At 58.8% G+C, this 11,011-nt stretch carries 15 protein-coding genes, 1 tRNA gene and 1 pseudogene; 13 read left to right on the top strand and 4 right to left on the bottom strand.

Features of this window, described 5'->3' with window-relative positions:
- Positions 1-25 precede the first annotated feature (25 nt).
- Positions 26-433, top strand: a complete 408-nt coding sequence (locus tag ACEW8J_RS13800; RefSeq protein WP_373492224.1) for an NADH:ubiquinone oxidoreductase subunit NDUFA12 — start codon at positions 26-28, stop codon at positions 431-433.
- A 185-nt stretch (positions 434-618) separates the two neighbouring features.
- Positions 619-870, top strand: a pseudogene (locus ACEW8J_RS13805) (DUF2155 domain-containing protein); the annotation flags it as partial.
- A 35-nt stretch (positions 871-905) separates the two neighbouring features.
- Here ACEW8J_RS13805 and aat read toward each other — a convergent pair.
- Complete coding sequence (gene aat, locus ACEW8J_RS13810) at positions 906-1,736, bottom strand: leucyl/phenylalanyl-tRNA--protein transferase (protein WP_373492225.1); 831 nt, start codon at positions 1,734-1,736, stop codon at positions 906-908.
- 63 nt (positions 1,737-1,799) lie between these two features.
- Complete coding sequence (locus ACEW8J_RS13815) at positions 1,800-2,705, bottom strand: hydrogen peroxide-inducible genes activator (protein ID WP_373492226.1); 906 nt, start codon at positions 2,703-2,705, stop codon at positions 1,800-1,802.
- Between the two features lie 127 nt (positions 2,706-2,832).
- Here ACEW8J_RS13815 and ACEW8J_RS13820 point away from each other — a divergent pair, with 127 nt between their 5' ends.
- From ACEW8J_RS13820 to ACEW8J_RS13830, 3 genes are all read left to right on the top strand, one after another.
- On the top strand, positions 2,833-3,012 hold the full coding sequence (locus tag ACEW8J_RS13820) for a hypothetical protein (protein ID WP_373492227.1): 180 nt from the start codon (positions 2,833-2,835) through the stop codon (positions 3,010-3,012).
- A 220-nt stretch (positions 3,013-3,232) separates the two neighbouring features.
- A complete protein-coding gene (locus tag ACEW8J_RS13825) occupies positions 3,233-3,628 on the top strand; it encodes a YbaN family protein (RefSeq protein WP_373492228.1) in 396 nt (131 codons plus the stop codon).
- A gap of 51 nt (positions 3,629-3,679) precedes the next feature.
- Positions 3,680-4,900 carry an aromatic ring-hydroxylating dioxygenase subunit alpha gene (locus ACEW8J_RS13830; protein ID WP_373492229.1) on the top strand — a complete coding sequence of 407 codons (1,221 nt, stop codon included), beginning with the start codon at positions 3,680-3,682 and terminating at the stop codon, positions 4,898-4,900.
- A gap of 6 nt (positions 4,901-4,906) precedes the next feature.
- Here the strand turns inward: ACEW8J_RS13830 and ACEW8J_RS13835 are convergent, their stop codons facing one another.
- On the bottom strand, positions 4,907-5,455 hold the full coding sequence (locus ACEW8J_RS13835; RefSeq protein WP_373492230.1) for a cupin domain-containing protein: 549 nt from the start codon (positions 5,453-5,455) through the stop codon (positions 4,907-4,909).
- An 80-nt stretch (positions 5,456-5,535) separates the two neighbouring features.
- Entirely contained in the window at positions 5,536-5,904 is a 369-nt protein-coding gene (locus tag ACEW8J_RS13840) for a PilZ domain-containing protein (RefSeq protein ID WP_373492231.1), read from the bottom strand.
- 243 nt (positions 5,905-6,147) lie between these two features.
- Between ACEW8J_RS13840 and ACEW8J_RS13845 the strand changes: the two genes are divergently transcribed.
- The 8 genes from ACEW8J_RS13845 to ACEW8J_RS13880 all read left to right on the top strand — a co-directional run bounded on the left by ACEW8J_RS13845 (position 6,148) and on the right by ACEW8J_RS13880 (position 10,998).
- Positions 6,148-6,223: transfer RNA gene (locus tag ACEW8J_RS13845), tRNA-Trp, on the top strand.
- Between the two features lie 28 nt (positions 6,224-6,251).
- Positions 6,252-6,641 carry a VOC family protein gene (locus ACEW8J_RS13850; RefSeq protein ID WP_373492232.1) on the top strand — a complete coding sequence of 130 codons (390 nt, stop codon included), beginning with the start codon at positions 6,252-6,254 and terminating at the stop codon, positions 6,639-6,641.
- Between the two features lie 91 nt (positions 6,642-6,732).
- Entirely contained in the window at positions 6,733-7,593 is an 861-nt protein-coding gene (locus ACEW8J_RS13855; protein ID WP_373492233.1) for a phytanoyl-CoA dioxygenase family protein, read from the top strand.
- A 463-nt stretch (positions 7,594-8,056) separates the two neighbouring features.
- Positions 8,057-8,251 carry a preprotein translocase subunit SecE gene (gene secE / locus ACEW8J_RS13860; protein ID WP_373492234.1) on the top strand — a complete coding sequence of 65 codons (195 nt, stop codon included), beginning with the start codon at positions 8,057-8,059 and terminating at the stop codon, positions 8,249-8,251.
- Between the two features lie 31 nt (positions 8,252-8,282).
- Positions 8,283-8,819 carry a transcription termination/antitermination protein NusG gene (gene nusG, locus ACEW8J_RS13865; RefSeq protein WP_373492235.1) on the top strand — a complete coding sequence of 179 codons (537 nt, stop codon included), beginning with the start codon at positions 8,283-8,285 and terminating at the stop codon, positions 8,817-8,819.
- A 150-nt stretch (positions 8,820-8,969) separates the two neighbouring features.
- Positions 8,970-9,401, top strand: coding sequence for a 50S ribosomal protein L11 (rplK, locus tag ACEW8J_RS13870; protein ID WP_373492236.1), 432 nt, complete (start codon positions 8,970-8,972; stop codon positions 9,399-9,401).
- Between the two features lie 4 nt (positions 9,402-9,405).
- Positions 9,406-10,107, top strand: coding sequence for a 50S ribosomal protein L1 (rplA, locus tag ACEW8J_RS13875; RefSeq protein ID WP_373492237.1), 702 nt, complete (start codon positions 9,406-9,408; stop codon positions 10,105-10,107).
- Between the two features lie 111 nt (positions 10,108-10,218).
- A complete protein-coding gene (locus tag ACEW8J_RS13880) occupies positions 10,219-10,998 on the top strand; it encodes a transglutaminase family protein (RefSeq protein ID WP_373492238.1) in 780 nt (259 codons plus the stop codon).
- The last annotated feature ends 13 nt before the right edge of the window (positions 10,999-11,011 follow it).

Below are 11,011 nucleotides of genomic sequence, written 5' to 3' on the forward strand. Positions count from 1 at the left end.
ATGGCTGGAGGGCTAAGCGGGCGGCATGAGCATATTGGCGAAAATATTCACTTGGTGGGACGGTGCGACGATCGGCACGACCCTGTTCAGCGCCCGCAACGGCAGACGCGTCGGCGAAGATGTGTTTGGCAATATCTATTATCAGGCGAAAAAGGCCGGCACCGGTCATCCGGCCGGACAGCGCTGGGTCATCTATAATGGTGCCAATGATGCCAGCCGCGTACCGCCGGAATGGCATGGCTGGCTTCATCACAGCTTTGACGAAATCCCCGAAAGCTATCTGCCGCAGGCGCGCATCTGGGAGAAAGAACCCAGCGTCAACCTGACCGGCACCGCGCAGGCCTATCGTCCGGCAGGAGCATTGGAACGAGGCGGACACCGGGCTGCAGCGACCGGTGATTATGAATCGTGGAATCCCGCCGAAGCGGAATGACAGGCATGGCGCGCCACTCCCTTACATTCTCGATGCTGGCAGCTGCGCTCCTGCTGTCGGGCTGCGGCTGGTTCAGCGGCGACAATGTCGATGAAAATGCGACCGGGCAGGCTGCCGAGAAAGGCAAGGTTGCCGCGACCGATGATGATCTGGTCGCATCGGTGACCGAGCAGATCGGCACGCCGATGGCGGAACGCGTCGCTACGCTCGGCTTCCTCAACAAGCGCAACGGTCTGACGCGCGATCTCGAGCTCCGTCCGGGCCAGTCGATCCGGATCGGACGGGCGATTGTCCGCTTGCGGGCCTGCGAACGGACGGCGCCTTGGGAACTGACCCCCGAACAGGGTGCCTTTGTCCAGCTGCTGGTCAATGAACGACCGCCCAATCGGTCCGGTGACGATCAGTGGAAGCGCGTTTTTTCTGGCTGGCTGTTTAGGGAGTCACCGTCCCTGAACGTTGTCGAGCACCCGATTTATGATGTCTGGGTCAAAAGCTGCGCGATGAGCTTCCCGGGCGAAGAGGATCCGCCCGAAGATTCGGCAAACCCGACAGCACCGCGGACATCCTCGTCGAGTCCCGCCAATAATGCATCCAGCGCGCCGAATGAAACAGAAGCGGGCGCATCAGCGGCCCCTTCAGCGCCTGCGGCCAGACCCGCACCGGCACCGGATGATCTGATCGGCGACCTGATCGGTGAAAGCGAAGACGACACATAGCCCCTGACTCTGGTCAGCTCTTCCAGATAGGCTTGCTGGCTGATCTCGATCGCCCCCAGTGACGCCAGATGGTCGGTCATGAACTGGCAATCGAGCAGCGGAAACCCTCCCACCTTCAACCGGGCCACCAGCCAGGCCAGTGCCACTTTCGAAGCGTCGCGCGCGCGCGAAAACATGCTTTCCCCGCAAAACGCCCCGCCGATGGCGAGGCCGTAAAGGCCGCCGACCAGAATGTCCTGGCCACTCTCCTCGTCCGGCAACCAGCATTCGATACTATGCGCATAGCCCAGCAGGTGCAACTGGTTGAACGCCTCCTCGATCTCGGCATTTATCCAGGTATCCTTGCGATCTCCCGCCTGCGCCGCGCAGATCGCGATCACCTGCGGAAAATCCGTGTCTGCCGTTACCCGAAACCGGTCGGATCTGATCGTTTTGCGGAGCGAGCGCGACATCCGGAAATTGTCCAGCGGAATGACCGCGCGACTCTTGGGCTCGACCCAGAAGGTTTCCGGATCATCGCGGGCGTCGGCCATCGGAAAGATTCCCGACGCATAGGCCTTTATCAGTAGATCGAGATCAATGGTCATGGACAGGAGATAGTCTGGTCATTTGCATTCGCCCAGCCGGAAATAGACATAAAGGGCGGCCCATCAACGCGCTAGTAAAACGCGGGCTTCCTCGGCTATTTTTTCTGCAATCGCGGCATATTCGCTGGCAAAGCCCGCATTGGTCCGCCATGCGGCGCCGATGCTGCGGGTCACCGACCAGCCGTCGACATCGAGCAAGGCAACGTCCCCGCCGCGGTTCAGTTCGGAACGCACATAAAGTTCCGGCAAGATCGCCAGACCGAGACCGGACGCCACCATCTGCCGGACGCTGTCGAGGCTGGTGCCTTCATAGTCGCGCAGCAGATTCATGTCATGCAACTGGCACTGGCGCACCACGTCGCGGTGGAGATGGTGGCGGCGGTCGAGGCTCAGCACCGGTATTCCCGCGAGATCGGAGAGCACCAGATGCGCCTTGTTGGCGAGCGGATGATCGGGTGGTGCGACCAGAATCAGCGGTTCGCGAAACAGGGGTTCGATATGCAGATTCTCGCCTTCGATCGGCAACGGGCCGAGCAGCATATCAATCGAACCCTTGGTCAGTTCCATAGCCTGCAGATCGGGAATGCCTTCGCGCATGTAAAAGCGCAGATCCGGCCGGGTGCGATGCAGCGCCGCAATCACTGGCGGCATCAGATAGGGCCCAAGGGTTGGCGACACGCCGAAGCGCAGGATGCCAGCCAGACTGTCGCTCGCCCGCTCGGCCAGATCGCGAATATCCTTGACCTGCACCAGAACATGGCGGGCGCGATCGGCAATCTCCCGGCCCACCGGAGTCAATTCGGCACCATGGCTGCGCCGCTCGACCAATGTCACGCCCAATCGTTGCTCGAGAGTCCGCAATTGATGGCTCAGGGTCGGCTGCGATGCAGCCGCGGCATGCGCTGCCTTGCCAAAATGGCGATGGTCGGCAACGGCGACCAGATATTCAAACTGGCGTAAAGTCGGCATGGTGCTGCAATTCCATCATATAGAGAAAATCTATCGATTCTTACGATTTCATTCGATTGGAGTTATCATCTGAATTGCGTCATATCAACCATATCGTCGTGAAAGCGCGATAGAAAGAGCATATGTCGTGGCAAAATATACCAGCAGTTTGATTCAAAAGCACAGCAATTCGCGCAGCCGGATCGAGACTGGTCACGACCATGGCGAACAGGTGCGCGAACTCAGAGAATTGCAGCGCGGGCTGGCCGAGCGCATCCGCCGGATGCAGCTTGGGGCGCAATATCGACAGCCAAGACATTCCGCATAATATACCCAACACTTCCCTCAATCCTCGGGGCGGCAGCACACCCTCAAGCGCTCGCCGCCCCAATTTTTGATTCCGCGACAATCGCCCGCCCCATTATCCGCGCTTTCCCGACATTGCGGCAGCGGGGCTAGTCCCGCTCCAATCGCAGCATCAGGCGGCCTCGATCCTCACCCCCCTTGAAATTGTCGGCATTGGCCCCGTTCCATGCTAGGGAAACGAAATGAAGCGACACCTTTTTCTCGTGGCGGGACTGGTTTCGGTGGCACTGGGCGGCATCGGAATCATCCTGCCGTTGCTGCCGACCGTGCCGTTCATGATTCTGGCGGCCTTCTGCTTCGCCAACAGCTCGCCGCGGCTGGAAACCTGGCTGGTCGACCATCATATTTTCGGCGGCCATATCCGCAACTGGCGGGAACGGCGAGCAATCACCCGGCGCGGAAAATGGGCGGCAACGGTCGCTTTCGCGGTCAGCTGCGTGGTTGCGCTGATATTCGTCGAACTGCCATGGAATCTCGTTCCGATTGCCGCGGCGCTGATCGGCGGTAGCTGGATCTGGACGCGCAACGAGCCGGATCCCGCAAAATTGCCGCTGCACCCCCCTTCGCAGAAAGAATAGTTTCCGCTGCGTCCGAATCTGATAATCTGGTCGCAAATCGAGGAGAGAAAAATGTCGCGGCAGCAATTGTTGGAAATGACCCGTTCACTGGTTGAGCATGGCAAGGCAGACACCATGGAGTTGGTTGATAACGTGGTTGCGGTGCCCGCATCCGACTATACCGATGAAGCGCGATTCGAACGCGAAAAGGACCTCATCTTCAAACGACTGCCGCTGATGATGGCACCATCCTGCGAACTGCCCGAGCCGGGCTGCTACAAGGCGATGGACATGGCCGGCATCCCGGTCCTGATCACCCGCCAGAAGGACGGCACGGCCCAGGCCTTTCTCAACAGCTGCACCCATCGCGGCAATCCGGTGGCGCAAGGCAGCGGCAAGGCATCACGCTTCACCTGCGGCTATCATGGCTGGACATTCAAGAATGACGGCGATCTGCTAGCCGTCGCCTCTCCGAAAGATTTCGGCACGGTCGACAAGGCGGCCTTCTGCCTGAAGAAATTCCCGACGCTGGAACGCGCCGGACTGATCTGGGCCACGCTGGATCCGGACAGCACGCTTGATATCGAGGCCTATCTCTGCGGCTATGACAGCCTGCTCGAACATTTCGGCTTCGACGGCTGGCACCTGTTTGACCAGCGCACCATTCCGGGGCCGAACTGGAAGACAGCCTATGACGGCTATCTCGATTTCTATCATCTGCCGGTCCTGCACAAGGATACGTTCGGTGCCGATTTCTTCAACCGCGCCAATTATTTTTTCTGGGGCCCGCACCAGCGCCTGTCCTCGCCATCGAAATTTGTCCAGAAGACTGGCAGCGACGAGCAGGTCGATCTCACTCAGATCGATGAAAAAGACTGGCCGATCGATGCGCTGCTACAGGGCGTCTGGACGATCTTCCCGCATATCTCGATCGCCAGTTTCTACGGTGGCGGCGGTCGCGGCGCGATGATTTCGCAGCTTTTCCCCGGCAAGACCGTCGGCGAAAGCTACACCACGCAATTTTACGTGATGGAACATGCGCCGACCGACGATGCGGTCCGTCAGGGTGCGCGGGACCAGTTCGATTTTCTCGAAACCGTGGTCGCGGAAGAGGATTACAAGACCGGCAAGCGCCAGCATGAAGCGCTGCAATCCGGCCTGGTCGACAAGGTCTGGTTCGGCCGCAATGAAGGCGGCGGACAGGCCTTCCACCAATGGGTCGACCGTCTGACAAGGGCCGATGATGCGGAACTCGACCGGATATTCGCGCCGCAATTGCAAGCGGCGGAATGATCCGGCTCAGGCGTTGCGATAGGCTCTGACCGGCGGCAGCGCCTCTTTCCATTTCGGCTGCTCGGCGCGCAATTTTTCAAGCATTTTCTCCCAATAGGCGTCGGTCTTGCCTTTGAACCGGATATCAAAATCCTCCTCGGTGCGGAACTCGAGCAGTTCGACGCCCTGCTCTCCGACGGTGTAAGTATAAGGCGTACCGGCGGGCAGGAAAAACCCGTCGCCTGCCCCCATTTCTTCCGTGCCCATCCGGATATCGCCGCTGATCAGATAATAGAGGCAATCACTGTCATGGCTGTGCAAAGGCAAGGGATATCCCGGCTTGAACCAGACATAGTGAAGCGAAAAACCAAAACCGCTGAACAGGCATTTCAGCACCGCGCCCTCGCCGATACCGGCTTCGCCAAGCTTCGCCGCGCCCGCCAATATCACCGGATCATCGTCGACATAGGCCATATGCCCTGCCTCATCGAGACTGGGTGCGTCCTTGCCCCTGAAAATCCGTAGAACTTTCAGCGGTGGGGGTTTGTCTGCCTGCGGGCTGTCTGCGTCTGTCATAAGGTCCTCCGGTCCAGCTTGAAAGGGAAGCATAGCAGACCGGGCAGCATTGCAAAAAGTCGAAAAATGACAGGCGTTCGCTATTGCGCCGGATATTTCGACACATAATGGTTCAACACCGCCGGATTGAGCAGATGTTTGAATGCACCGCCCATGCCGTCATGATCATGCCGCACCACCTCCGCCTCGAGCGCCCCGAGACCGGGCAATGTCAGCCAGCACCGGGTTCCGGGATGGGCCTGGATGAAGGCGTCACAGAAAAATCCGGCCAGCGACATGTCCATCACCACCACGGGAAAGCTGGTCGAACAGGACAAACGCATCTTGGCCGGGATCGAAAGCTGGTGGCGCTGGGCACATCGATCTTCTTCCGATGCGATCGCATAAGGCAGGTCTGGCAGGCTCTCGAACCCGATTGTCGGCGGCCTGCGAATCACAGAATCTGTCATAACCGTCTCCTCAGCGCGGGCATCGCTATAGTGATCGCCTCCCGACTGGATGGTGAATGGGCACTTGATGCTGTTTCGGCCTTGCGGGTAAACCCCGCCTTCTGGCTTGCGGTAAACGGCGGAACCGCGAAAGTTAACCATCTTGCGAACTTGCTGGCCGGGAAACAATCGCGCTTGCCGAATGGCTCGCAGGACGCTAATGCCCGCGAACCGTCTGTTCCGCGAGGGCGAAACGGCCTGTGCAGGAGTGTAGCTCAGTTGGTAGAGCATCGGTCTCCAAAACCGAGGGCCCACGGTTCGAGTCCGTGCACTCCTGCCATCATTCCTTTTCTTGCACCGAAATCTCCATGACCCAGTTTATTGCCGCCATCACCCTGATCGTTCCCGATTATGATCAGGGAATCGCCTTCTATGTCGGATTGATGGGGTTCGAGCTGATCGAAGACACCCCATTGTCGGAAGACAAGCGCTGGGTATTGGTGGCCCCGCCCGGCAGCACCGAGACACGAATTCTGCTCGCCCGGGCAGCGAACGAGGCCCAGGAAGAAGTGATTGGCGAACAGGCCGGCGACCAGGTGTTCCTGTTTCTGGAAACCTATGATTTCGAAAGTGATTTTGCGATCATGCAGCGCGCCGGCATCCTGTTCCTCGAACAGCCGCGCGAAGAGCCCTATGGCAAGGTCGTAAAGTGGCGCGATCCTTTCGGAAACAAATGGGATCTGATCGAACGCTACTGAAAACCGGCGCTGCCGTAGCGTCATTTCAGAATTTGCATGAACCGCGGAATTCTGCCATATTCCGCCTATGTTGGAACAGAGAATCAGCCCCGTGCACAGCGACATTGAATCGTTTCTTGGCGGCCGCACATTTGATCAATGCTGGCATGAATATGACGAGTCCGGCTATATAATATTTGAAAATATTCTGTCGCCGGCGGAAGTGGAGCGGCAACGGGCCGCCCTCAAGCCCTGGATCGATGCGGACATAAGGGGGCGCAACAATTTTGAAGGCGACCGGTCCAATCGTATCTACGGGATGCTCGACAAGGATCCGATATTCGCCGACCTGATCTCCCACCCGCTGCAACTGGCATTCGCAGAGCGGGAACTGGGCGAAAGCTGCCTGCTTTACGCCTGTCTGGCGATCAACCTGCATCCCGGCGAAACGGTCCAGCCCTGGCATTTTGACGACAGCCATTGCGGCCTGGCCCGGCCGCGCGATCCGCTCAGCCTGTCGACCTTCTGGTCGATCAGCGACACGACCGAGGACAATGGCGCCACCGAAATCATTCCCGGCAGCCACAAATGGGGCAATGACCAACCGGCGGGGGCGAACCGCTCTGCCGATTTCCAGCCGCGCCTGTCCGGACAGCAGTCCGATGGGAACGGCGATCATCCCGACATGATCAAGGCCGTCATGCCAGCCGGTTCGCTGATGATCGCCAAGGGCACATTATGGCATCGCGGCGGCAGCAACAGGTCCGATGGCCCTCGCCTGATCGTGACGCCGCAATTTTGCAAAGGCTGGTGCCGTCCGCTGGAACAGCAATTGCTCGCCGTATCGCCCGAAAAAGCGGCACAATATCCAAAACGCGTGCAGGAGCTACTCGGCTATACTATCCATCCGCCCTTCATGGGCTATGTCGATGGCATGCACCCGAGCCGGAAATTGCCGGCCGGGCCGGCCTGAGCTTCGATAGCGCTTTCCTACACCAGCCCCGATCGTCTATATTGTCTGCCGGTCGTTTGACGGGGAAGGACAGGCTCTTTGACAACCGGTCGAAAGGCGGCGCGGCTTGCCACGTACATCATTCCATGGGCACCCATCCCGCCGGAAGGTCACACTGAGCGCGACACCGGCAGTCGCTGAAGGCAGCAAATCTGCCGCTTTTGGACAAAGGTCACGTAAATCAAAGAGGCGCGTTGGTGTAAAGCATTAAATGGTAGCGAAACCGGCAAACGGTGAAGCAAGGCGCCGGCATCCCCTGCGCTGCGGCCCTGCCCGGGTACAATCATGTTCTTTTTCTTGCGAATCCGGGAATCTGAGTCTAAAGAGCTGGTTCTTTCCGAAACCATGCATATATCCGACACAGTCAAATGGCTGACACCCGGAGTTTATGTTAAAACCGGCGAGAAAGTTTAGGGAATCAAGCATGGCAAAAGTCAATCCAGGCGAATTCATGAATCAGGTCAAGGCTGAGACCAACAAGGTCGTCTGGCCAACCTGGCCCGAGACCGTCCGCACGGCGATCCTCGTGCTGATCATGACCACCATTTTGGGACTGTTCTTTCTGGCCATTGATTCGGTTTTCAACGGGATTGTAGCCTGGCTCCTGAGCCTTGCCTAAACGCCCCACACAGATTTTTTAGGTTATTCGCATGGCACGCTGGTACATCATTCACGCTTATTCGGGCTTTGAACACAAGGTCAAGGAAGCCATCGAGGCCGACGCCAAGCGGCTGGGCCTGACCGAACTGGTCGAGGATATCGAAGTCCCGACCGAAACGATCACCGAAGTCAAACGCGGCAAGAAGATCCAGTCGGAGCGGAAATTCTTCCCCGGCTATGTGCTGGCCAAGCTGGAAATGACCGATGACGTCTATCACCTGGTCAAGAACCAGCCCAAGGTCACCGGCTTTCTCGGCAGCAGCGGCAAGCCGCAGGCGATCAGCGAAGCCGAAGCCGCGCGCATCCTCAACACCAAGGAAGAAGCGGCCAACGCTCCGAAAGAACGGATCACGGTCAGCTACGAGATTGGCGACGAGGTCAAGGTCAAGAGCGGCCCGTTCAACAGCTTCAACGGCATTGTCGAGGAACTGGATTTCGACAAGAACAAGGTCAAGGTTTCGGTGTCGATCTTCGGCCGCGCCACCCCGGTCGAACTGGACTTTGGCGAAGTCGACCTGATCAGCTAGTTTTCCGCTCCGGATCAGGTCCGGAGCACAACAGAATTCCGGAGCTTGCTCCAGAATACCAGCGCGGGAGGAAGTTTCGGCTTCTGTTTGACCGCTTAATTTGCGGGTGCGGCAATATTGCCAATCCCAAAAGAATGAAAGGACAGCCAAATGGCTAAGAAAATTGATGGTTATATCAATTTGCAAGTACCGGCCGGTATTGCAAATCCATCCCCGCCGATCGGCCCAGCATTGGGTCAGCGCGGCGTCAATATCATGGAATTCTGCAAGGCGTTCAACGCCGCGACCGACAAGCTCGAAAAAGGCACGCCGATCCCGACCAAGATCACCGTCTATGGCGATCGCAGCTTCACCTTCGAAACCAAATCGCCGCCAGCCAGCTTTCTGATCAAGAAGATTGCCAAGCTGAAAAAGGGTTCGAGCGAACCGGGCAAGACCTCGGGCGGAACCATCAAGGCTTCGCAGATCAAGGAAATCGCCGAAACGAAAATGGTCGATCTCAATGCCAACAGCATCGATCAGGCTATGAAAATCATTTCAGGCACCGCACGCTCGATGGGCGTAGAAGTGGTGGAGGGATAAGAATATGGCGAAACTCTCCAAAAAAATGCAGGCGATCAACGAAAAAGTCGATCGCGAAAAACTGTACAGCATCGACGAAGCAATCACGACCCTCAAGGGCCTCGCTTCGACCTCGAAGTTCGACGAAACGCTTGATGTCGTGATCAACCTGGGTGTTGACCCCCGTCATGCTGACCAGATGGTCCGCGGCGTCGTCTCGCTGCCAGCCGGCACCGGCAAGGAAACCCGCGTTGCGGTTTTTGCCAAGGACGCGAAAGCAGACGAAGCCAGGGAAGCGGGCGCCGATACCGTTGGCGCCGAAGACCTGATGGAAGCCATGCAGGGCGGCGATCTCAACTATGACCGCATCATCGCAACCCCCGACATGATGGGCCTCGTCGGTCGTCTCGGCAAGGTTCTGGGTCCCAAGGGCCTGATGCCGAACCCGAAACTCGGCACGGTTACCCCGAATGTTGGCCAGGCGGTCAAGGACGCCAAGGGCGGCCAGGTCGAATATCGCGTTGAAAAAGCCGGCATCATCCACAATGGCATCGGCAAGGTCAGCTTCAAGGAAGCCGATCTGCGCAAGAATTTCGATGCGCTGGTCGGTGCTGTCGTCAAGGCGAAGCCAGCCGGCGCCAAGGGCAAATATGTCCGCAAGGTCGGGCTCAGCACGACCATGGGTCCCGGCCTCAAGGTTGATCTCGGTGAGATCGAAGGCGCCTGATTCGCTTTCCGCCACCCCTGCAACCGCAGGCAATGGCACAATGACTGCTAGAAAAAGGCCGGGTGCAACCCCGGCCTTTTTTCATGCGCTCGATTTTTTCAAGGACCCGCCATGACCCGATTGCAGATCAGCGCCGAACTCTCCTATCGCCTCCCCGCGCCCTGCACCATATTGGTCCAGGTCTCGGCAGCGGCGACAGCGGAACAGCGGCTCGACCAGGCGCTCATCACGGTCGGTCCCGCCCCCGACCAGACCATCATCGCGGCGCAGGATCACATCGGCACCCGGCTGTGGACCACCCAGCAGGAGGCGCTTTCCGTCTCCTATCGCGCGCAGGTCACGATCGATCGCGGCAATCCCGATTTCTCCGCCCTGCCCGCAACCCCCCTGCCCGACCTGCCGGGCGAAGCCGTGCCCTATCTGTTCAGCTCGCCTTATTGTTCGGCTTACGCCTTCGATCAGCTGGTCGCCGACAAATTTGCCGATCTCGGCGGCGGCCCGCTGGTCGCCGCCCTGTCGGAGCATATCGGTCAGGTGATGACCTATGGCTCGGACAGCGACAATGCCCACACCAACGCGGAGCAGAGCTATCAAGCGCGCAAGGGCGTGTGCCGCGACTATGCCCATATCCTGATCGGCATGGCTCGCACCGCCAATATCCCGGCCCGCTTTGTCAGCACCTATGCGCCCGATGTCACGCCGCAGGATTTTCACGCGGTCGCCGAGGTCTTTCTGGACGGCGGCTGGCATCTGGTCGATCCGACCGGCATGGCACAGCCCAGCGACATGGCCGTGATCGGTATCGGCCGGGATGCCACGGACGTGTCCTTTCTCACCGGCTTCGGCAGTCTGGAGATGGTGGAGCAGCAGGTCCGCGTCTCCCGCGCCTGACTCCCGCAAGCAA

Source organism: Parasphingorhabdus sp., from assembly GCF_041748495.1.
Lineage (GTDB): Bacteria > Pseudomonadota > Alphaproteobacteria > Sphingomonadales > Sphingomonadaceae > Parasphingorhabdus.

Bases quoted from the DNA above. Each gene is read 5' to 3' on its own strand.
- ACEW8J_RS13800 (WP_373492224.1), top strand. From the start codon at position 26: ATGAGCATATTGGCGAAAATATTCACTTGGTGGGACGGTGCGACGATC.
- rplA (WP_373492237.1), top strand. From the start codon at position 9,406: ATGGCGAAACTCTCCAAAAAAATGCAGGCGATCAACGAAAAAGTCGAT.
- aat (WP_373492225.1), bottom strand. From the start codon at position 1,736: ATGACCATTGATCTCGATCTACTGATAAAGGCCTATGCGTCGGGAATC.
- ACEW8J_RS13840 (WP_373492231.1), bottom strand. From the start codon at position 5,904: ATGACAGATTCTGTGATTCGCAGGCCGCCGACAATCGGGTTCGAGAGC.
- ACEW8J_RS13830 (WP_373492229.1), top strand. From the start codon at position 3,680: ATGTCGCGGCAGCAATTGTTGGAAATGACCCGTTCACTGGTTGAGCAT.
- ACEW8J_RS13825 (WP_373492228.1), top strand. From the start codon at position 3,233: ATGAAGCGACACCTTTTTCTCGTGGCGGGACTGGTTTCGGTGGCACTG.
- ACEW8J_RS13835 (WP_373492230.1), bottom strand. From the start codon at position 5,455: ATGACAGACGCAGACAGCCCGCAGGCAGACAAACCCCCACCGCTGAAA.
- ACEW8J_RS13815 (WP_373492226.1), bottom strand. From the start codon at position 2,705: ATGCCGACTTTACGCCAGTTTGAATATCTGGTCGCCGTTGCCGACCAT.
- rplK (WP_373492236.1), top strand. From the start codon at position 8,970: ATGGCTAAGAAAATTGATGGTTATATCAATTTGCAAGTACCGGCCGGT.
- secE (WP_373492234.1), top strand. From the start codon at position 8,057: ATGGCAAAAGTCAATCCAGGCGAATTCATGAATCAGGTCAAGGCTGAG.
- ACEW8J_RS13880 (WP_373492238.1), top strand. From the start codon at position 10,219: ATGACCCGATTGCAGATCAGCGCCGAACTCTCCTATCGCCTCCCCGCG.
- ACEW8J_RS13850 (WP_373492232.1), top strand. From the start codon at position 6,252: ATGACCCAGTTTATTGCCGCCATCACCCTGATCGTTCCCGATTATGAT.
- nusG (WP_373492235.1), top strand. From the start codon at position 8,283: ATGGCACGCTGGTACATCATTCACGCTTATTCGGGCTTTGAACACAAG.